Annotated in this window: 18 protein-coding genes and 1 pseudogene; 9 read left to right on the forward strand and 10 right to left on the reverse strand. The window is 63.9% G+C overall.

Going from position 1 to position 21,010, the window contains the following annotated elements:
- Positions 1-260: 260 nt before the first annotated feature.
- Positions 261-2,432, forward strand: coding sequence for a malate synthase G (locus NKJ08_RS17805; protein ID WP_352527584.1), 2,172 nt, complete (start codon positions 261-263; stop codon positions 2,430-2,432).
- 269 nt (positions 2,433-2,701) lie between these two features.
- Here the strand turns inward: NKJ08_RS17805 and NKJ08_RS17810 are convergent.
- Positions 2,702-4,288, reverse strand: a pseudogene (locus tag NKJ08_RS17810) (YifB family Mg chelatase-like AAA ATPase).
- A 284-nt stretch (positions 4,289-4,572) separates the two neighbouring features.
- Between NKJ08_RS17810 and NKJ08_RS17815 the strand changes: the two are divergent.
- Positions 4,573-4,953, forward strand: coding sequence for a cupin domain-containing protein (locus tag NKJ08_RS17815; protein ID WP_352527586.1), 381 nt, complete (start codon positions 4,573-4,575; stop codon positions 4,951-4,953).
- A gap of 11 nt (positions 4,954-4,964) precedes the next feature.
- On the opposite strand, the gene gshB is transcribed toward NKJ08_RS17815, so the two are convergent.
- The 3 genes from gshB to NKJ08_RS17830 all read right to left on the reverse strand — a co-directional run bounded on the left by gshB (position 4,965) and on the right by NKJ08_RS17830 (position 7,418).
- Entirely contained in the window at positions 4,965-5,909 is a 945-nt protein-coding gene (gene gshB, locus NKJ08_RS17820; protein WP_352527588.1) for a glutathione synthase, read from the reverse strand.
- A 116-nt stretch (positions 5,910-6,025) separates the two neighbouring features.
- Positions 6,026-6,400 carry a GtrA family protein gene (locus NKJ08_RS17825; protein ID WP_352527590.1) on the reverse strand — a complete coding sequence of 125 codons (375 nt, stop codon included), beginning with the start codon at positions 6,398-6,400 and terminating at the stop codon, positions 6,026-6,028.
- 7 nt (positions 6,401-6,407) lie between these two features.
- Positions 6,408-7,418, reverse strand: coding sequence for a glycosyltransferase (locus NKJ08_RS17830; protein WP_352782463.1), 1,011 nt, complete (start codon positions 7,416-7,418; stop codon positions 6,408-6,410).
- A gap of 129 nt (positions 7,419-7,547) precedes the next feature.
- Between NKJ08_RS17830 and NKJ08_RS17835 the strand changes: the two genes are divergently transcribed.
- The 6 genes from NKJ08_RS17835 to NKJ08_RS17860 all read left to right on the forward strand — a co-directional run bounded on the left by NKJ08_RS17835 (position 7,548) and on the right by NKJ08_RS17860 (position 13,942).
- Positions 7,548-9,350, forward strand: coding sequence for a GtrA family protein (locus tag NKJ08_RS17835; RefSeq protein WP_352527594.1), 1,803 nt, complete (start codon positions 7,548-7,550; stop codon positions 9,348-9,350).
- Between the two features lie 132 nt (positions 9,351-9,482).
- Positions 9,483-10,250 (forward strand): SDR family NAD(P)-dependent oxidoreductase, encoded by a 768-nt coding sequence (locus NKJ08_RS17840; RefSeq protein ID WP_352782465.1) that lies wholly within the window; start codon positions 9,483-9,485, stop codon positions 10,248-10,250.
- Complete coding sequence (locus NKJ08_RS17845; RefSeq protein WP_502904213.1) at positions 10,250-11,200, forward strand: 2-dehydro-3-deoxygalactonokinase; 951 nt, start codon at positions 10,250-10,252, stop codon at positions 11,198-11,200. Before NKJ08_RS17840 ends, NKJ08_RS17845 begins: the two co-directional genes overlap by 1 nt.
- Positions 11,197-11,838, forward strand: a complete 642-nt coding sequence (locus NKJ08_RS17850) for a 2-dehydro-3-deoxy-6-phosphogalactonate aldolase (RefSeq protein WP_352527600.1) — start codon at positions 11,197-11,199, stop codon at positions 11,836-11,838. Before NKJ08_RS17845 ends, NKJ08_RS17850 begins: the two co-directional genes overlap by 4 nt.
- Positions 11,835-12,716, forward strand: coding sequence for an SMP-30/gluconolactonase/LRE family protein (locus tag NKJ08_RS17855; protein ID WP_352527602.1), 882 nt, complete (start codon positions 11,835-11,837; stop codon positions 12,714-12,716). The genes NKJ08_RS17850 and NKJ08_RS17855 overlap by 4 nt, the downstream gene beginning before the upstream one ends.
- Positions 12,717-12,883: 167 nt before the next feature.
- Positions 12,884-13,942: a D-alanine--D-alanine ligase family protein gene (locus NKJ08_RS17860; RefSeq protein WP_352527603.1), complete on the forward strand. Its 1,059-nt coding sequence runs from the start codon at positions 12,884-12,886 to the stop codon at positions 13,940-13,942.
- On the opposite strand, the gene NKJ08_RS17865 is transcribed toward NKJ08_RS17860, so the two are convergent.
- Genes NKJ08_RS17865 through NKJ08_RS17875 form a run of 3 tightly spaced genes read right to left on the reverse strand, consistent with a single transcriptional unit; the run spans position 13,939 to position 15,562 of the window.
- Complete coding sequence (locus NKJ08_RS17865; RefSeq protein WP_352527604.1) at positions 13,939-14,226, reverse strand: DUF1330 domain-containing protein; 288 nt, start codon at positions 14,224-14,226, stop codon at positions 13,939-13,941. The genes NKJ08_RS17860 and NKJ08_RS17865 overlap by 4 nt on opposite strands.
- Before the next feature lie 29 nt (positions 14,227-14,255).
- Positions 14,256-14,969, reverse strand: coding sequence for an orotidine-5'-phosphate decarboxylase (gene pyrF / locus NKJ08_RS17870; RefSeq protein ID WP_352527605.1), 714 nt, complete (start codon positions 14,967-14,969; stop codon positions 14,256-14,258).
- A complete protein-coding gene (locus tag NKJ08_RS17875; protein ID WP_352527606.1) occupies positions 14,966-15,562 on the reverse strand; it encodes an NADPH-dependent FMN reductase in 597 nt (198 codons plus the stop codon). The genes pyrF and NKJ08_RS17875 overlap by 4 nt, the downstream gene beginning before the upstream one ends.
- A gap of 122 nt (positions 15,563-15,684) precedes the next feature.
- Between NKJ08_RS17875 and NKJ08_RS17880 the strand changes: the two genes are divergently transcribed.
- Positions 15,685-16,674: an alpha/beta hydrolase gene (locus NKJ08_RS17880; protein ID WP_502906340.1), complete on the forward strand. Its 990-nt coding sequence runs from the start codon at positions 15,685-15,687 to the stop codon at positions 16,672-16,674.
- Between the two features lie 34 nt (positions 16,675-16,708).
- Here the strand turns inward: NKJ08_RS17880 and pmtA are convergent, their stop codons facing one another.
- The 3 genes from pmtA to dnaK all read right to left on the reverse strand — a co-directional run bounded on the left by pmtA (position 16,709) and on the right by dnaK (position 20,702).
- Positions 16,709-17,308: a phospholipid N-methyltransferase PmtA gene (gene pmtA, locus NKJ08_RS17885; protein ID WP_352527608.1), complete on the reverse strand. Its 600-nt coding sequence runs from the start codon at positions 17,306-17,308 to the stop codon at positions 16,709-16,711.
- Positions 17,309-17,425: 117 nt separating this feature from the next.
- Positions 17,426-18,556, reverse strand: a complete 1,131-nt coding sequence (gene dnaJ / locus NKJ08_RS17890; RefSeq protein WP_352527609.1) for a molecular chaperone DnaJ — start codon at positions 18,554-18,556, stop codon at positions 17,426-17,428.
- 229 nt (positions 18,557-18,785) lie between these two features.
- A complete protein-coding gene (gene dnaK / locus NKJ08_RS17895; protein WP_023718912.1) occupies positions 18,786-20,702 on the reverse strand; it encodes a molecular chaperone DnaK in 1,917 nt (638 codons plus the stop codon).
- Between the last annotated feature and the right edge of the window lie 308 nt (positions 20,703-21,010).

Below are 21,010 nucleotides of genomic sequence, written 5' to 3' on the forward strand. Positions count from 1 at the left end.
TCTTGCCCATCACCCCCCCCCAGGGTGGTTTTGCTTCCCGGAGGTCTCGGGTGGCCCCCGCCGCGCATGACCGCGACCCCTTCTTTGCACCACAGGGCGTCGCGCCCCACGCGAGGCGACCCCCTCTGGCCTGCCGGCCATCTCCCCCTCAAGGGGGGAGATCGGCGGCGAAAACGCCCTACCTTAACCCTGAGCCGAATTGACCCTGCCACCGTGACATGCCAAAGGCCCGGCCTAGCCTTTCGCCTGGAGAAGCCCTGATGACCGATCGCGTCGAGATCGCCGGATTGCGGATTGCCCGCGAGCTTCATGATTTCGTCGCCGGTGAAGCGCTGCCGGGCACCGGCATCACGGCAGACGCCTTCTGGAGCGGTTTTTCGGCGATCGTCCATGATCTCTCGCCAAAAAACCGGGCGCTGCTCGGAAAACGCGACGCCATGCAGGACAAGCTCGACCGCTGGTATCGCGACAATGGCGCGCCCGTCGACATGGAGGCCTACAAGAGCTTCCTCCGCGAGATCGGCTATCTCCTGCCCGAGGGGCCGGCGTTTAGCGTGACCACCGAAAATGTCGATCCAGAGATCGCGCTGGTGGCCGGGCCGCAGCTGGTGGTGCCGGTGATGAATGCGCGTTATGCGCTGAATGCCGCCAATGCGCGCTGGGGCTCGCTCTACGATGCGCTCTACGGCACCGACGCCATCCCGGAGACCGACGGCGCCGAGCGAGGCAACAAATTCAATCCGGCGCGCGGCGCCAAGGTCGTTGCCTGGGCGAAGAGCTTTTTCGACGAGGCGGTGCCGCTCACGTCAGGCAAATGGGCCGGCGTCAACGGGCTTTCAGTCGCCAACGGCATGCTGCGGCTGGGCGAGGGCGGCGGTGTCACCACGCTTGCCGACCCCAGGCAGTTTGCCGGTTATCGCGGCGATGCCGCCAATCCCGACAACGTCCTGCTCACCAAGAATGGCCTGCACATCGAAATCGTCATCGACCGCAACAACCAGATCGGCCGCACCGATCCGGCAGGCATTGCCGATGTCGTGCTGGAATCGGCGCTGACTACCATCCAGGACTGCGAGGATTCGGTCGCCGCGGTCGATGCAGAAGACAAGGTGCTGGTCTACCGCAACTGGCTCGGCCTGATGAAGGGCGACCTTGCCGAGGAGATCACCAAGGCCGGCAAGAGTTTTGTCCGAAGGCTCAACCCCGACCGCACCTACACCGCGCCCGATGGCGGCACGCTGACCTTGCCCGGCCGCTCGCTGATGCTGGTCAGGAATGTCGGCCACCTCATGACCAATCCGGCGATATCGGACCGCGACGGCAACGAGGTGCCGGAAGGCATCATGGATGCGGCGCTGACGGCGCTGATTGCGCTGCATGACATCGGCCCGAATGGCCGCCGGCAAAACTCCCGTGCCGGCTCGATGTACATCGTAAAACCCAAGATGCACGGGCCGGAGGAAGTCGCCTTCGCCGTCGAGATTTTCGACCGTGTCGAGGCGCTGATCGGCATGGCGAAAAACACCATCAAGATGGGCATCATGGACGAGGAGCGGCGCACCACCGTCAACCTCAAGGAGGCGATCCGCGCCGCGAAGGAGCGCGTCGTGTTCATCAACACCGGCTTCCTCGACCGCACCGGCGACGAGATCCACACCTCGATGGAAGCCGGCCCGATGATCCGCAAGGGCGACATAAAGCAGGCCGCCTGGATTGCCGCCTACGAAGCCTGGAACGTCGACACCGGGCTGGAATGCGGGCTGGCCGGTCACGCCCAGATCGGCAAGGGCATGTGGGCGATGCCCGATTTGATGGCGGCGATGCTGGCCGAGAAAATCGCGCATCCCAAGGCCGGCGCCAACACCGCCTGGGTGCCGTCGCCGACGGCAGCGACGCTGCACGCCACCCATTATCACAAGGTCGACGTCCATGCCGTGCAAGCTGCGCTGAAGAGCCGGCCCAAGGCAAAACTCGACGACATCCTTTCGGTGCCCGTCGCGGTCCGGCCGAACTGGTCTCAGGCGGACATCCAGAAGGAACTCGACAACAACGCGCAGGGAATTCTGGGCTATGTCGTGCGCTGGATCGACCAGGGCGTCGGCTGTTCGAAAGTGCCGGATATAAACGACGTCGGCCTGATGGAGGACCGCGCCACGCTGCGCATTTCCTCGCAGCACATTGCCAACTGGCTGCATCACCGCGTCTGCACGCCCGAGCAGGTGATGGAAACGATGAAGCGCATGGCGGCGATCGTCGACCGCCAGAACGAAGGCGATCCACTCTACCGGCCGATGGCACCCGATTTCGACAACTCCATCGCGTTCCTCGCCGCCTGCGACCTCGTCTTCAAGGGCCGCGTCCAGCCCAATGGCTACACCGAGCCGGTGCTGCACGCGAGGCGACTGGAGTTGAAGGCGGAGCGGAGCGCCTGAGCCGGCAAGCACGATGCGCGGAGGGTCGGGCGCCGGCATCCCCCTTCCCCTTGAGGGGAGGGTGGCCCGAAGGGCCGGGAGGGGTCCTGCGTGAAGTGCGCCGACTCCCATTCCGTCGACAAGGACGGGAACGAGGATTGTCTTAGCGACCGATACTCGGTGCCACTTTGATCTGCCGCATATGGCGCAGGCGTTGAAGGCCGAGCGTCTCACCGGCGACCCCACCCGGCCGCTTCGCGGCCACCCTCCCCTCGAGGGGGAGGGAAACGCTACGCCGCCTGCGCCATCCGTTCCGAACTCATGCGGTAGGAAATCGCTTCGGCCAGATGGATGCGGCCGACCGCTTCGCTGGCCTCGAGATCGGCCAATGTCCGCGCCACCTTCAGCACCCGGTGGTAGGCGCGTGCTGAAAAGCCGAGCTTTTCGCTGGCATCCCTGAGCAGCGACAGGCCGGCGGCATCGGGCATGGCGATTTCCTCGATGACCGACGGCGAGCAATGCGCGTTGGTGGTGGCGGTCGCGCCGAGCCGCTCGAAACGCTCGCGCTGGATCGTCCGGGCGCGTGCCACGCGAAGTGCCACAGCGGCACTCTTCTCCGCCCGGTCGGGCCGGATCAAATCGCTGGCCGAGACCGCCGGCACCTCGATCCTGAGGTCGATACGGTCGAGCAGCGGGCCGGAAATGCGCGCCTGGTAGTCGGTGCGGCAGCGATCGCCGCGCAGGCAGCGATAACCCGGCTCGCCGGCCATGCCGCAACGGCACGGGTTCATCGCTGCGACCAGCTGGATACGCGCCGGATAGGTGACGCGATGATTGGCCCGCGCGATCATGCAGTCGCCGGTCTCGAGCGGCTGGCGCAGTGCATCGAGCGCCTGCGGCGAGAATTCCGGTATTAGGTAGCAGTTACACCCTAGGTGTAACTGCTACCTAATGCCGGAGAATTCCGGAAACTCGTCGAGGAACAGCACGCCGTGATGGGCGAGCGAGGCCTCGCCCGGCCGCACGCGCAGGCCGCCGCCGACCATCGCCGCCATCGAGGCCGAATGATGCGGCGCGCGGAACGGCCGCCGGTCGGTCAGTTTTCCTTCGCCAAGCTCGCCGGCCACCGAGGCAATCATCGAGACTTCCAGCAATTCCCTGGGCGCCAGTGGCGGCAGGATCGACGGCAGCCGCTGCGCCAGCATCGACTTTCCCGACCCCGGCGGTCCCACCATCAAAAGATTGTGGCCGCCAGCCGCCGCCACTTCCAGCGCCCGCTTGGCGGTCTCCTGGCCCTTGATGTCGGCAAGGTCCGGCAGGTCGCGCGCCGAAGCATGGATGCCGGCTTCCGGCCGCGACAGGACCTGCGTGCCACCAAAATGATTGGCGATGGCGATCAGGCTGCGCGGCGCCAGAATGTCGAAGTCCTTGCCGGCCCAGGCGGCTTCCGGGCCGCAGGCGAACGGACAGATCAAGCCCTTGCCTTCGGCATTGGCACCGATCGCCGCCGGCAGCGCGCCGGCGACCGCGGCAATAGTGCCGTCGAGCGACAATTCGCCAAGCACGACATAGCCGGCCAGCATGTCGCCCGGAATGGCGCCGAGCGCCGCCATCAGCCCGAGTGCGATCGGCAGATCGTAGTGGCTGCCTTCCTTGGGCAGGTCGGCGGGCGCCAGATTGACCGTGACCTTCTTCGACGGCATCGACAGGCCGGAGGCGTGCAGGGCGGCCTGCACCCGCTCGCGGCTTTCGGCCACCGCCTTGTCGGCCAGCCCGACGATGTGCATGTTGACCTTGCCCGGCGCGATCATCACCTGCACGTCGACCGGCACGGCCTCGATGCCCTGGAAAGCAACCGTGCGAACCCGCGCCACCATGTCTTCACCCCGGCTGCAGGCTTGCCCCCTGCGATCATGCCGCGAACGGCGTCACCGGAGACAACCACAGATTTTGGGCGAAGGCAAGAACATTTGGGGAACGGACGTCCGTCAAAGCAATGACCTCGGCCTGACAATGCAAGTGACGGCAGCGAGGCTGGGCTCGTCGAGAAGGCATATATTTTAGCTACTGCTTATTATTTTGGCGCTAAATGAGATATAAATCCGGCAGCGGTTCCGACAATCGCAACGCCAGGTTCCGCGTCGAGTACGGGGAGGATGCTATGGCCGATGGTGGAATGAACGTCACGAAATTTGCAGCCAAGTCTCACGATACCCCGGATGAAGTTCGGGCGCCCGACAAGACACGCGTCGAAGTGGTGCGGCTTCCCGGGTTCACTCTCGGGCGGCTCAATATGGAGCCAGGATGGAAATGGTCCGAGTGTGTGAAGCCGGTCGTCAAGACGGACAGCTGTCAGGTGTCGCATGTCGGCTACGTCGCATCCGGAACCATCACCGTCAGATTGGATGACGGAACACAGAAAACTTTCGAGCAAGGCACGTCCTATACAATTCCGCCCGGCCACGACGCCTGGGTGGAAGGCAACGAGCGCTTTGTGTGCCTCGAAGTCATGAGCGCCGAGCAGTACGCCAAACCAGCGTAGGGCAGCGGGGTCTATTTTCTCCGCTTCTTCTCCACCGCATCCCAGAACAGGCTGGCGATGTCGGCGCCGCCGAAGCGCTGTACCTCGCGCACGCCAGTCGGCGATGTCACGTTGATCTCGGTCATGTAGTCGCCGATGACGTCGATGCCGACGAGGATGAAGCCGCGCTCTCTCAGCGACGGGCCGATGCGGGCGCAGATCTCACGCTCGCGGTCCGTCAATTCGGTTTTTTCGGCGCGGCCGCCGACATGCATGTTGGAGCGGGAATCGTGCTCGGCCGGCACTCGGTTGATGGCGCCGACCGGCTCGCCGTCGATCAGGATGATGCGCTTGTCGCCGGCGCGCACCTCCTTCAGGTAACGCTGCACGATATAGGGTTCGCGGAACATCTGGCCGAACATTTCGAGCAGGGAGGCAAGGTTGCGGTCGGCCTCGTGCAGGTGAAAGATGCCGGCGCCGCCATTGCCGTAGAGCGGCTTGATGATGATGTCGCCGAACTCCTTGCGGAACGCGGCGACCTCCAGCGGGTCCTTGGTGATCAGCGTCGCCGGCATCAGGTCGGAAAATTCGGTGACGAAGATCTTTTCCGGGCTGTTGCGTACCCAGGCAGGATCGTTGACCACCAGCGTCTTCGGATGGATACGCTCGAGGATATGCGTAGTGGTGATGTAGTTCATGTCGAAGGGCGGATCCTGACGCAAAAGGATGACGTCCATCTCCGAAAGATCGGTGCGGACTTCTTCGCCCAGCGAATAATGATTGCCCTTCTCGTCGCGGACCTGCATCTCCTCGATGCGGGCAAACACCTTGCCGTCGCGCAGCGACAGCCGGTCGGGCGTGTAGTGGAACAGCTGGTGGCCGCGCTGCTGCGCTTCCAGCGACAGCGCAAACGACGTGTCACCGGCAATCGAGACGGTTGAGACGTGGTCCATCTGGACGGCGATTTTCAGCTTCACGGCAGGTCTCCGGGCGTTCACCGACAGCGATATACGGAACTCGGCGCCTTCTGCCAATCGGTCAGCTTGTTATGGGGCCGCGCTTCGCTTGGCGCAGAGCCCAACGCGATGTGCCTTCAGCGGTCGAAGACCAGCTTGGAATAGCCGAGGAAGGAAAGCGCCATGGCAACCAGCGAGGCAACCGCAAGGGCCGCGAGCGGCGGCACCATCGGCAGCGCGAACAGCATGGCGCAATAGACGAGATAATTGACGACGCTGGTGGCGATGCCGACGCCGCCATAGCGTGCGCCCTCCCGCGCGATGCCCCGGCTGGAAGGCGAGAAGGTCAGATGGCGGTTGATCAGCCAGGTAACGGACAGCGCAAAACCGATCGAGATGATGCGAGCCGCGAATGGTCCGAGCGGCGTTGCCGCCAGCACCAGCCATAGCGCCGCCGCATCGGCGACGAAGCCAATACCGCCGGCGACAATGAAGCGGGCGAGGCGTCCCATTTCGACCCTAGGCGGCCCGCGAGGTCTTGCGCGGTTCGGCCTTCTTCCAGGTGGCGAGCGCGCTTGCGCGTTCGCGTTCGACGCGGCCGGAAGGCATCGACAGATAGAAGATGCGCTTCTGCTCGGCTCGGCCGCGCGACACCGAATCGAGGATCAGCCCGGTCACCGCCGCCAGCATCGACAGCAGCAGCAGGCCGACCGACAGCACCCAGGTCGGCATACGCGGCACGAGGCCGGTTTCGGCGAACTCGATCAGCACCGGCGTCATCAGGAACAAGCTCGATGCCAGGAAGAACACCGAAAAAGCGCCGAAGAAACGCAACGGCTGCGTCTCCTTCATCAGCATGGCGAACATCCACAGGATCTTGGCGCCGTCGCGAAAGGTCGACAACTTCGACGAGGAGCCTTGCGGCCGGCGGCCATAATCGAGCCCGATCTCGCTGACCGGCAGTTTGAGCTGCGAGGCGTGCACCGACATTTCGGTCTCGATCTCGAAGCCGCCCGAGACGGCCGGAAAGCTTTTGACAAAACGCCGGGTAAAGGCGCGGTAGCCGGAAAAAATATCGGTGAAGTCCGAGCCGAACAGCCGCTTATAAAGGCTGTTGAAGATGCGGTTGCCGAAGGCATGGCCTGTCCTGCCGGCATCGTCGGTGACGCCGCGCCTTGTACCGACCGCCATATCGGACCGCTCGGTCAGCAGCGTGTTGATCAATTGCGGCGCATCCTCCGGCGCATAGGTGCCGTCACCGTCGGCCATCAGATAGATATCGGCCTCGATGTCGGCGAACATGCGGCGCACGACATTGCCTTTGCCCTGGCGCGGCTCGCGCACCACGGTGGCGCCAGCCGCGCGGGCTCGGAGCGCCGTCAGGTCGCGCGAATTGTTGTCGTAGACATAGATCGCGGCGGAAGGCAGCGTTTCGCGAAAGCGCCGCACCACCTCGGCAATCGTCAGCTCCTCGTTGTAGCAAGGCAGCAGCACGGCGATGCTCGGCTCATGGCGCACTTCTTGTGGCATTTTCGTCTCCGGATGCCCTGTGAGGCCCCTGACCGCTCAAACGCCGGCCTCGCTCGGGCGGCTTTACTATTTATTGAAGCTGTTAAGGCTAGGTTTAAACCGCCCCGTATTCCTTCCAAAGGTCCTGATATGAGCACAGCCGACGATGGCGCCTCCATTTGGAGGTCCGATATCGCGCTGGCGCTGTTTGCCACGCTGATGGTGCTTGCCGTCAATGCCTTTGCCGGGTTCCCGGCACTGACCGATGCCGGCGGCGACAACGACAATCTGCTGCGCCTTGTCGAAGTTCGCGACATGCTGGCCGGCCAGCGCTGGTTCGATCTCCACCAGTACAGGATGGGCCTGGAAGGCGGTTTCGTCATGCACTGGTCGCGGCTGGTCGATGCACCAATCGCCGCGATCATCATGGCCGTATCGACCCTGACCGGCAGCACGGTCTTTGCCGAGAATGTCGCGCAAGTGCTGTGGCCGGCGCTGCTCTTCTGCCTGACCGTGTTTTTCACCGCCCGAGCCGCACGCAGCTTTGCCGGCGACAGCGCCGTGTTGCCTGCTGTCGTCGTCGCCGCCGCCGCACTGCATTTCATCGGCATCTTTTCGCCTGGCGCGCTCGACCACCATAATGTCCAGCTGATGCTGAGCATGGCCAGCCTGAGCCTGTTGCTTGAAGCGCCACTGCGCAGGCCGGCGGCAGTGCTTTGCGGCCTATGCGTCGGGTTGATGCTGGCTATCGGCATGGAAACCGTCCCTTACGTCGCTGCTATCGGCATCTGTGTCGCCGCGCTGTTCGCCCTCGGCGCCGATAGCGAAAGGTCAATTGCCAGGGATTTCGGCCTCGGGTTTGCCGGCGTCTCCGCTCTCGCCTTTGTCGCCACCATTCCGCCGTCTGCCTGGGGTCAGGCGCAATGCGACGCCTTCTCGACCGTGCAGTTCGTCGTCGCAGCGATTGCCGGAACCGGCCTTGCGGCGATAGCCTCGATCGAGCCCGCCGGCCGCACGTGCGGACGGCGTTTCGCCTCACTTGGCCTGCTTGCCCTGGCATTGGGCACTGTCGTCGTCTTTTTGTTCCCGCAATGCCTGGCAGCGCCCTATGCCAACCTCGATCCGCGCCTCAAGGAGCTATGGCTCGACCACATCGACGAGGCGCAGTCGCTGTTCAACCTGCTCGCCGACGATCCGGCCAGCGTGGCGGCGCGTTATGCCACGCCGCTGGTCGCGCTCGTTCTGATGGCGCTTCGCCTTGGCCGTGGCGGCTGGCGGCGGCAGGACAGCCTTGTCGGCGCGCTGCTTGTCGTGGCCTTCATCGTCAGCGCCTGGCAGGTGCGCGGTTCGACATTCTCGATCGCCTTTGCCGTCATCCCGCTTTCAGCCTGGATTGCCAAATGGCGTCAACGGGCCGAGGTCAGCCCCTCGCGCAGCGTGGCGCTGCGCATGGCCGCCGTCTGGCTGGTTTCGGTGAATGCGGTCTGGACTGGGGCTGCCGCGGCGACCTCGGTAGCCTTCGAAGACAGCAATACCGCGGCCGATAATGGCGATGGCGCCGATGTCGCTTGCCAGCGCATGGCCTCCTTCGCGGCGCTTGGCCGCCTGCCGGGCACCACCGTGCTGGCGATTTCCAATCTCGGATCGCCGATCCTGGCCTATTCCGGACATCGCGTCTTCGCCGGGCCTTATCATCGCAACGTCGCCGGGAACCTGCTGGCGCTCGATGCCTTCCTTGGGTCCGCTGCCGATGCCAAGGCGATCCTGGCGGATCATCAGGTCGGCCTCGTCGCGCTGTGCCCCGGCAGCGCCGAAAGCAAGCTCCTCGCCGCCAAGGCGCCGGCGGGTTTTCTTGCCGGGCTGATACGCGGCAGCGTGCCGGAATGGCTTGAGCCGGTTGCCGAGACCAGCGGAGCCGCCGTCGAATTGTACCGCGTCCGGCTGGGCAGCTGATCGATCGGCGGCCCGTGCGGCCTTTTGTCGGACATAAGTCTTGACAATCCACTCTTTCGCCCTTGCCCGCCCGACATGGCTGGATAGGATGCGCGCCGGCCAGACCGAGATCATTGGACCGGGAGAGAATTCATGATGCCATCGGCGCGCTTTGCCGACCTCGAAGGGGCTTCGGTGCTGATCACCGGCGGCGGCTCCGGCATTGGTGCTGCCTTGACCGAAGGTTTTGTTCGCCAGGGGGCAAAGGTCGCCTTCATTGATATCGCCGACGGTCCGAGCCTGGCGCTGGCCGATCGCATCGAGAAGGAGCTCGGCCGGCGGCCGCTCTATCTCAAGACCGACATACGCGACATCGAGGCATTGCGGCTATCGGCCGCCAGAGCCGCCGAGGCGCATGGCGACGTGACCGTGCTGGTTAACAATGCCGCGCAGGATGACCGTCATGCCGTGGAGGACGTCACGGTGGAGTTCTGGGACAACAACCATGCCATCAACCTGCGCCCGCATTTCTTCAGCGCACAGGCGGTGGCGCCGGGCATGAAGCGGGCCGGCGGCGGCTCGATCATCAACTTCACCTCGACCTCGTTTCTCATCAACCATCCCGATATGCCGGCCTACACCGCCGCCAAGGCCGGCATCGTCGGTCTCACCAAGGGGCTTGCCGGCAAGCTCGGCGTCGATGGCATCCGCGTCAACGCGATCGCACCCGGCTGGGTGATCACCGAGCGGCAGAAGCAGCTCTGGGTCACCGAACAGGCGCTCGCCGCCCACGTTGCCAAGCAGTGCATCAAAGAGGTCATGCAGCCGGAAGACATTGTCGGCACTGTGCTGTTCCTGGCGTCCGATGCCTCACGCATGCTGACTGCGCAAATGCTGATCGTCGACGGGGGTTTCCTGTGATCTCAGCAGACAAGGCAGCTTCCGTCGCGGCCGTCGACTGGGGCACCACCCGTATGAGGGTCTGGCTGCTCGACGGCGCCGGCAAGGTTCTCGCCGAGCGGCGCGGCGATGACGGGCTGATCACCGCCCAGGCTAAAGGGTTTTCGTCCATTCTCGAAGGGCATCTGGCTGCCTTGGGCGCAGCCGAGGCGCTGCCGGTCATCATTTGCGGCATGGCAGGTTCCCGCCAGGGCTGGCTGGAGGCGCCCTATGTCACCGTGCCGGCGCCGATCGGCGCTATTCTCGCCGGCGCTGCCCGCATCCCCGGCCAGCGCCGCGACATCCGCATCGTGCCTGGCCTTGCCCAGCGCCTCGCTGACGCACCCGACGTCATGCGAGGCGAGGAAACGCAGCTTGCTGGCGCCGGTTTGCCGGCAAAGGGGCGACATCTTGTCTGCATGCCCGGCACGCATTCCAAATGGGTGCTGGTCGAAGACAGCGCCGTTGCCGGTTTCGGCACATGGCCGACCGGCGAGCTGTTTTCGGTGCTTGCCGCGCACTCGATCCTGCGCCATTCGCTGGGCGAGGCGCCGAAGCCGGTTGCCGCCGAAAATCCATTTTTCCGGGAGTGGTGCCTGAAGGCATTGGCCGAAGGCGGTGACATCGTTTCAAGACTGTTCTCGATCCGCGCCGCCAGCCTGCTGCAGGATCTGAAGCCGGAAGACGCCGCAGCCTGCCTGTCCGGCCTGCTGATCGGCGGCGAGATCGCTTCGGCAAATCGCCGTTATGGGGCAAGTGCCGTGCCCGTTGTGCTGATCGCGTCGGGCGCACTGGGCACGCTCTACACCGAGGCGCTCGGCCTTGCCCGGCTCGCGGTCAGGGTGGTCGACGCCGACGAGGCGGTGCGTGCCGGCCTTGCCGAAACCGCGCGCGAAAATGGCATGATCGCCAAAAATGGAGTTGCCGCATGACCGAAACTACACCTTTTCCGCAACTCAAGCGTGGACTGGTCGCCATCCTGCGCGGCCTGAAGCCAAGCGAGGCGGTGGCGATCGGCCAGGCGATCTTCGGCGCCGGCATAGAAGCAATCGAGGTGCCGCTCAACTCGCCCGAGCCTTTTGCCTCGATCGCCAGCATTGTCGAAGCGCTTCCTCCGACGGCGCTGGTCGGCGCCGGCACGGTGCTCGGCGCCGCCGATGTCGACGGCTTGCACAAGGTCGGCGGGCGGCTGCTGGTCAGTCCCAACATCGATACCGAGGTGATGGGTCGGGCCATGCAATACGGCATGGTGACGATGCCCGGCGTGTTCACGCCGACCGAGGCATTTCAAGCAATCCGACTCGGCGCCTCGGCACTGAAATTCTTTCCGGCGAGCGTGCTTGGCGCGGCAGGCATTTCGGCCATGCGCGCGGTGCTGCCGGCCAGTGTGCTGGTCGGCGCGGTCGGCGGCGTTTCGGATAAGGATTTTGCCGGCTACAAAGCGGCCGGCGTCACCATCTTCGGTCTTGGCTCCAGCCTGTTCAAGCCGGGCATGAGCGTCGACGAAGTGGCAGCACGGGCAAAGGCTGCCGTCGTGGCCTGGGACGCGGCGTTTGGAGCGGCAGGATGAGCGAGACCATCGTTTCGGTTTTTTCCGACCATGTCTGCCAACTCGGCGAAGGGCCAAGCTATGACCCTGCCACCGACACGCTCTACTGGTTCGACATCGTCAACGGCCAGCTCCTGGAAAAGCGCCTGTCCGGCGGTGCCGTCAAAATCCACGAGCTCGGTCAGATGGCCAGCGCCATCGCCATCATCGACGACCGGCGCCAGCTGATCGCCACCGAGACCGGCCTGCATGTCCGCGACGTCGCGACCGGCAAGCTGACGCTGCACACGCCAATCGAGGCCGACAATACGGTCACCCGCTCGAACGATTCACGCGTTCACCCTTGCGGTGCCCTCTGGGTCGGCACCATGGGCAAGGGCGAGGAGAAGGCCGCCGGCTCGATCTACTGGTTCTTCAAGGGCGAGCTGCGCCGGCTCTATGCCGACGTCACGGTGCCCAATTCGATCTGCTTTTCCGAGGATGGGACGATCGCCTATTACACCGACACCAGCACCGGGCTGTTGATGCGCGTCGGCTGCGATCCGGCGACCGGCCTGCCGGTTGGCGAACCGAAGGTCTTCGTCGACCACCGTTCGGCCAAGGGCTATATCGATGGTTCGGTGCTCGACCTTGACGGCATATTGTGGAACGCTTGCTGGGGCGGCAGCGTCGTCGAAGCCTATGGACCCGACGGCAAGCTTGTCCGTTCGGTGGCGATGCCGGCGACGCAGCCGTCCTGTCCGGCTTTCGTCGGCAGGAATGCCGACCGGCTGGCGGTCACCTCCGCTTGGTCGGGCAAGAGCGAGAAGCAGCGCCTGCTCGACCCGCAAGCCGGCATGACATTTATGCTCGACATTCCAGTCAATGGCCGCCTTGAGCCACGCGTGCTGATTGGCTAGACCATGATCCCGAAAAGTGGGAACCGGTTTTCGGAAAAGATCATGGTCAAACAGGAAGATGGCGCCAGCACTGTCGTGCAGGCGTCCGGCCGACGTCGGTCCCGCGAAAGCCGAATGCATTCGCCGTGCGATGCTAGGCAATCGTGCTGCCGGGAAATCGTTCAATCATGTCAAGCCGCAAGCCGAAGCTGATCCTCATCTACGAGCCGGAAAAGGCCTGCTTCGATCGGCTGGTCGCCGATAACCACGTGCCAGAGCGTGCCGCCGAGATCGCCTCCTATCTGGCGCAATCGACCGACATCGCTGCTGAATTCGACGCACTTGCCGCCGCTTGCCAAAAGCGCGGCCTGTCGTTCGCACCGGTGACGCTCGACGACGCCGCAAGCGTTCTCGCCGGCGAAGACCCGAAGACCACGCTTGTCTGGACGCAGACCGACGGCATCGCTTATTTCCGCGGCGCTGCCGCACCGGCTCTGGCACGGCTGAACGGCCTGAACACGATCGGCGCCGACGATGCGTTGTTCGCGCTCTGCCAGGACAAGTTCCGTTCCGGCGCCGTGCTCGGCGCGCTCGGCTTGCCGATGCCTCAGGCGGGCCTTGCCCGTGACGGCGCCTGGCTGGTCGCGCCACCAGCCTCGCCCGCCGGCTGGTTCGTCAAGCCGAACCGGCTCGGCGCCAAGATCGGTATCTGGCCGGATTCGCGCTCCCACGATCTCGGCCATGCGCTGGAGCTTAGCCGGCGCGTATTCGCCGCCTATCGAGATGATGTCATCGTCCAGCCCTATGTCGCCGGCCGCAACGTGCGTGCCAGCTTTCTCGGGCTGAAGCCGGATGCCGGCGTCGAGGCGCTGGGTATCGCCTTTGTCGATTCGGGCGGCGATTTCCAGACCATGCAGGACAGCCTGGCGCTTTACGGCGATACCGGCGCAGTGGTGAAAGCGGCGGGAACATACACAGAGCCGGTGCTGCTGCCGGTCACGGGTAGCCAGCCTCGGGCTGATGCAAGAATCCGCAGCATCGCCGAAAGCCTGATGGTCGGGCTTGGCCTGCGCGATGTGTTTTCCATCGATTTCCGGGTCGAGGCCGACGACAGCGTCCATCTCATCGAGTTCGAGGTCTGCCCCGGCCTGCCATGCTTCGATTTCCGTAACTATTGCCGTTCGCAGTGGGGCCTGAGCCTCGCCGATGCGATGGCTGAAACTGCGATGAACCGCGTTCTCGCCTAAATCCCCTCGACCAAAACGATTTCGCCATCAGCCACCTTCTGGCGGATCGCGACGGCGCGCTGGTATTCGGGCGAGTGGTAGCAGTCATGCGCCGCCGCAAGCGACGGAAACTCGATGATCACGTTGCGGTCTCGGCCCGGCCCCTCGGCCTTTTCATGCGCGCCGCCGCGCGCCAGGAACTTGGCGTCGAAACGGTCGAAGGCCAGCTTGGCGGCGGCGACATAGCCTTTGTAGCCTTCCGCATCGCGCACATCGACGCGAGCGATCCAGTATCCCTTGGGCATGTTTTTTCTCCGAAATGGTTCTGGGGATGTTACGCGGAGCGCATTTCGTCAAGGATCGCTTCCGCTGCTGCCCGCCTGTCGGCCGCGCCGACGATCGGCCGGCCGACCACGAGGTGGCTGGAGCCGTTGCGGATTGCTTGCGCCGGCGTCACCACGCGTTTCTGGTCGCCGCGGTTGCTGCCCGCGGGCCGGATTCCCGGCGTCACGACCGCCAAATCGGGGCCGACGATGCGGCGCACCGCCTCCGCTTCTTCGGCCGAGCAGACGATGCCGCCCATGCCAGCATGCAGCGCCTGCTCGGAGCGCCTCAGCACCAGCGTATGCGGATCATATTCATAACCGGCGTCGATCACGTCCTGCTCGTCCATCGAGGTCAGCACGGTAACCCCGAGCAGGCAAAGATCGCTGCCCCTCGCGGCCTCGACCGCCGCCTTCATCGTCTTCGGATAGGCGTGGATGGTCAGCATGCTCATGCCCATCCTGACGATGTTTTCGACCCCCTTGGCCACGGTGTTGTCGATGTCGAGCAGCTTCATGTCGAGAAATATCTTGGTGCCGCCGCTGGCCATCTCGCGGGCGAAGTCGAGCCCGCCGGCAAAGGCGAGCTGGTAACCGATCTTGTAGAAGGAGACGATCCCGTCGAGTTCGCGCACGGCATTCTCGGCTTCCTTCAGCGTCGGCAGGTCGAGGCCGACGATCAGCCTTTCCTGCATTGTACCGGCATGCGCGGCGTCCGGGATCATGCCTCGATCCGCGTCGACAGCATGCGCGAGGTTTCGATCAGCGTGCGGCATAAGTGCTCCATCGATTGGCGTAGTCTCTCGTCCCTGAAGTTGCCCTCGTCGTCGAAGGCGTTGCCACCCTCCGGCACCGAGCACTCCGGTGTCACCACCTCCATCCGGCAGCGCACCAGCACGGCGCGCAGATGGTTGATGCAGCGTATCCCGGCGAAGGGTCCGTTGGAAGACGAGCAGAGGCCGGCGACCTTGCCGGCAAGCGGCCGGAACGTCCGGCCGCCATCCTTGCGCAACTGGCTCACCCAGTCGATGGTGTTCTTGAGCAGCGGCGGAATGGAGCCGTTATATTCAGGCGTGGCGATCAGCAGCCCGTCATGGGCGGCGATCATCCGGCCGAGCTTCACGGCGTTTTCGGGAACGCCTTCTTCCTTTTCCAAATCCTGATCGAGGATCGGCAGCGGATAATCGGCGAGCGAGATGCGGGTCACCTCGGCGCCCTGCATGGCAAGTTCCTTCTGCGCCACGTCGGCGGTCCTGCCGCTATAGGCGCCGTTGCGCACCGAGCCGGCGAAGACGAGAATTTTCGGGATGATCGGCATCGCAATCCCTTGCTGTGGCGGCAGCTATAGGCGATGCGTGGGACGAATCAATAGCCGAGATTGCGGCACGCATTTAGCACTGGCCGCTTTGGCGGCCGGCGCCAGCGGATAGGGTGGACCTCGTGGGATTGAAATACGTAGGCTACGGTCTTGTCGCTCTCGCGGTCGCTGTCGCCGCCTTCGCACTCAGCCCGTGGCCTTCGGTCCTTCTGATCCGTTACGCTTTCCATAAGGATGCGGTGGCAAAGAACCGTGCGCTTGAACAGCACGTGCACGCCAATGTCAGCGAACTGCGCGACGAGCGCTATGGCGAGGACCCGGACGAGGCCCTTGACGTCTTCTTTCCCGTCGAGGCTTCGGCCAAGGCATTGCCGACAGTCGTCTGGGTGCATGGCGGCGGCTTCGTTGCCGGAAACAAGGCCGACATCTCGGCATACATGAAAATACTGGCCGGGCGTGGCTACGTCACTGTTTCGGTCGGCTATTCCGTCGCCCCTGGCGCCCGCTATCCGACGCCGGTCCTCCAGGCCAACAAGGCGCTTGCCTTCCTTTCCGGCAATGCCGGCCGCTACCACATCGACCGCAACAGGCTTTTTCTTGCCGGCGATTCCGCCGGCTCGCAGATCGTCGCTCAACTGGCTGCCACGATCAGCAATCCCGCCTATGCCGCCATGGTGGGCGTCGATCCGGCCATAGAGCGCGCGCAGCTGAAAGGCGTTGCACTGTTCTGCGGCATCTACGATCCAGCGATGATCTCGCCCGAAGGGCCGTTTGCCGGCTTCAACAGGACCGTCATGTGGTCGTATCTCCGCGTGAAGCGGCTGAACGATGACCCGCGCGTTGCCGAATTTTCCGTCGACAGGCACCTGACGCCGCAATTTCCGCCGGCATTCGTCTCCGTCGGCAATGCCGATCCGCTGGCGCCGCAGTCCCGTCTGATCGCGCAAGCGCTCACGGCGCAGGGCGTCGAGGTCGACACGCTGCTCTTTCCGGACGACTACAGTCCGGCCCTGCCGCATGAATATCAGTTCGATCTCGACGGGAAGGCCGGAGAGCAGGCGTTCGAAAGGCTAACGGCATTCCTGGACCGATTGGCCAACCAGCCGCAATGACCGGCTTGCCGGCATCCAGACGTCTGGCGTGCGTTCAGCCGCGCCGGTAGATCCAAAGCTGCGTCGGCGGAATGTTGCGGATGACGAAATGGAAATGCTCGACCGTATAGTCGCCGCGGCCCGGCGGGATCGGCGACAGCGGTCCATAAGTCAGCTGCACGATCGGCCGGCCCGCCGGGATGCGGTCGAGCAGGCTCTCGACATAGGCGATGCGCTGGGCGACCGGGAAGTTGAGCAGCGGCACGCCCGATACCACCGAATCGAAGACCAAGTCGCGCTTGTCGCCAAGCGTCGCATCGAGATTGAAGGCGTCGCCCTCGATGACGTTGACGCCTGGATAAAGCTGGCGCAGATGGCGCACGAAATCAGTGGAATATTCGACCGCGTAGAGATTTTCAGGCTTTATGCCCTGAGCGAGGATGGCGCGCGTGATGACGCCTGTGCCGGGCCCGACCTCGAGCACCGGCAGGCCGGATTTCGGATCGACGATCGAGGCCATCTTACGCGCGGTGATGGAACTGGTCGGGACGATCGAACCGACCGCCTTCGGCTTGTCGATCCAGCCCTTGAAGAACTTCAGCTCGTCGTCGAACTTTTCCGCCAGCGTCTTTCGCAATCCGGGACCACGTGTCATCGAAAGTCCTCCTCAACGCTCCCTCGCATGCTACTTAGCAGCTACGAGGTGCAAGACAAGGCGAATCCCCGGATAAGGTGTTGATGACGCTCGGGAAGCGTTTTCCGGGGATCAGCGTCAGTGCTCGCCGAACGTTTCGAAAAAGTCCTTCATGCGGGCGAAAAATCCGCTCGACTGGGGCGAATTGTCCTTTGAGGAAAGCTGCTCGAATTCCTCCAGCAATTCGCGCTGGCGGCGCGAAAGACTCTGCGGCGTCTCAACCACGGTCTGGATGTAGAGGTCGCCGATATTGGGCTGGCGCAGCACAGGCATGCCCTTGCCCTTGAGGCGGAACTGGCGACCGTTCTGGGTGCCTTCCGGCACCTTCACCTTCGTCTGGGTGCCGTCCAGCGTCGTCACCTCGAACGAGCCGCCAAGCGCTGCCGTCGTCATCGAGATCGGCACCTTGCAATAAAGATCGGCGCCGTCTCGCTGGAAGAACTCGTGCGGCTTGACCGCGAGGAAGATGTAGAGATCGCCCGACGGGCCGCCGCGCAAGCCGGCCTCGCCCTCATTGGCAAGCCGGATGCGGGTGCCGTCCTCGATCCCGGCGGGGATGTTGACCGACAGCGAGCGCTCCTCGGTGACGCGGCCCTGGCCGGCACATTTCGGGCATGGATCCTTGATGGTCTGGCCGCGCCCCTGGCATTGCGGGCAGGTGCGCTCGATCGAGAAGAAGCCTTGCGTGGCGCGCACCTTGCCGTGGCCGTTGCACATCGAGCAGGTGACGGGCTGGGTGCCGGGCTTGGCGCCGCTGCCCGAGCATTCCGAGCAGGAGATCGAGGCCGGCACGCGGATCTGCGCGGTCTTGCCGGAAAATGCCTCTTCCAGCGTGATTTCCATATTGTAGCGCAGGTCGGCGCCGCGTTCGCGGCCGCCGGACGAGCGGCGCTGGCGCCCGCCCATCATATCGCCGAAAATGTCCTCGAAAATGTCGGCAAAACCGCCGGCGCCAAAGCCTTGCGCCCCGCCATTCATGCCGCCGTGCTCGAAGGCGGCGTGGCCGAAGCGGTCGTAGGCGGCGCGCTTCTGCGGATCTTTCAGCGTCTCGTAGGCTTCGTTGATTTCCTTGAACTTGTGCTCGCAGGCATGGTCGCCTGGGTTGCGATCGGGATGGAACTGCATGGCGAGCTTGCGGAAAGCGCTCTTGAGCTCCTTCTCGTCGGCGCCCTTTTGCACGCCCAGCGTTTCGTAGAAATCAGCTTTCATATTTTCCCGCAGTCCGGATATTCAACGTCTTGAAGCATTCCAACGTCTTGAAGCATCGTCGCGTCGTTTGCCGGCACGCTGTTCCGATTTAGGTGCGATGGAGCCGGGATGCCAGTGTCTACGAGGCTTTGTCCGCATTTTTTCGGCCGGCTCCGCGTTTTTCCGGCAAGGGTTGCAAAAAAGCCCGGCTGCGCGCCGGGCTTTTTCCTTACCTGTACCGTCAGGCGGTTCAGGCCGACTTCTTCTTCTCGTCGTCTTCGTCGATTTCCTCGAAATCGGCATCGACCACATCGCTGTCCTTGGCGGCATCCGCCTTGGCGTCGGCCTCGGCGGCTTCCTTCTGCGAAGCCTCGTACATGGCCTGGCCGAGCTTCATCGAGACTTCGGCGAGCGTCTGCGTCTTGGCCTCGATCTCGGTCACATCGTCGCCTTCGGCAGCGGTCTTCAGCGCCGCGATCGCATCGGCAATCGCCGTGCGGTCGGTCTCCGAGACCTTATCGCCATAGTCCTTCAGCGACTTCTCCGAGGAATGCACCAGAGCCTCGGCCTGGTTGCGGGCCTCGACCAGCGCGCGCCGCTTCTTGTCGACTTCGGCATTGGCCTCGGCATCCTTGACCATCTTCTCGATGTCGGCATCCGAAAGGCCGCCAGACGCCTGGATGCGGATCTGGTGCTCCTTGCCGGTGCCCTTGTCCTTGGCCGAGACGTTGACGATGCCGTTGGCGTCGATGTCGAAGGTGACCTCGATCTGCGGCACGCCGCGCGGGGCAGGCGGGATGCCGACCAGGTCGAACTGGCCGAGCGCCTTGTTGTCGGCGGCCATTTCACGCTCGCCCTGGAAGACGCGGATGGTCACCGCCGACTGCGAATCCTCGGCCGTCGAGAACACCTGGCTCTTCTTGGTCGGGATCGTCGTGTTGCGTTCGATTAGCCGCGTGAACACGCCGCCCAGCGTCTCGATGCCGAGCGACAGCGGCGTCACGTCGAGCAACAGCACGTCCTTGACGTCGCCCTGCAGCACGCCGGCCTGGATGGCGGCGCCAAGTGCGACGACCTCATCCGGGTTGACGCCCTTGTGCGGTTCCTTGCCGAAGAACTGCTTCACGATCTCCTGGATCTTGGGCATACGGGTCATGCCGCCGACCAGAACCACCTCGTCGATCTCCGCGGCCTTGAGGCCGGCATCCTTGAGCGCCGCCTTGCAGGGCTCGATGGTACGCTGGACGAGATCTTCGACCAGGCTCTCGAACTTCGCCCGCGTCAGCTTCAGCGTCAGGTGCTTGGGGCCGCTGGCATCGGCGGTGATGAAAGGCAGGTTGATCTCGGTCTGCGTGGTGGACGACAGCTCGATCTTGGCCTTTTCAGCCGCCTCCTTGAGGCGCTGCAGGGCGAGTTTGTCGTTCCGCAGGTCGATGCCCTGTTCTTTCTTGAACTCGGCCGCCAGATATTCGACCAGACGCATGTCGAAATCCTCGCCGCCGAGGAAGGTGTCGCCATTGGTCGACTTCACCTCGAACACGCCGTCGCCGATTTCGAGCACCGAGATGTCGAACGTGCCGCCGCCAAGGTCATAGACGGCAATCGTCTTGCCCTCCTTCTTGTCCAGGCCATAGGCAAGTGCGGCCGCCGTCGGCTCGTTGATGATGCGCAGCACTTCCAGGCCGGCGATCTTGCCTGCATCCTTGGTGGCCTGGCGCTGGGCGTCGTTGAAATAGGCAGGAACGGTGATGACCGCCTTCTCGACCTTTTCGCCGAGATAGGCTTCCGCCGTTTCCTTCATCTTCTGCAGGATCATCGCCGAGATCTGGCTGGGCGACTGGTTTTTGCCGCCGGCCTCGACCCAGGCATCGCCATTGTCGCCCTTGACGATCTTGTAGGGGACAAGCTTCTTGTCCTTCTCCGTCACCGGATCGTCATAGCGGCGGCCGATCAGGCGCTTGACCGCGAAGATGGTGTTTTCAGGATTGGTGACCGCCTGGCGCTTGGCCGGCTGGCCGACGAGGCGCTCGCCGTCGCTGTTGATGGCGACGATGGAGGGGGTCGTGCGCGCGCCTTCCGCATTCTCGATGACCTTGGATTCCTTGCCGTCCATGATGGCGACACAGGAGTTGGTTGTTCCCAGATCGATACCGATTACTTTTGCCATTTTTCTAATCTCTCCGCTAAGCAGGCTCTCAGGACCCGTACAGGCGTTCCGACGAAAGCCCCTGTTCACAAGAAATTCCGCTCCGGCAACCGGCATTCGGCGCTGGACGGCTTGGCGCGTATATAAGAACAGGCTGCGTGACGCGCAAGCATTCTGCGCAAGGCGTTCACCATTCATCGCGGTTGATCGGATTCGGGACCGGCAGGCCCCGTGTTCCTCGGCCACGATATCTCGAATCCAGCCGGTTCAGCCCGACCAATGAACCTTTCCGCCTCAGCCTGCGACTGACGCTCAGGTGCCGCGTGGTG

Origin of the sequence: Mesorhizobium sp. M0244, from assembly GCF_040321795.1 — a bacterium.
Lineage (GTDB): Bacteria > Pseudomonadota > Alphaproteobacteria > Rhizobiales > Rhizobiaceae > Mesorhizobium.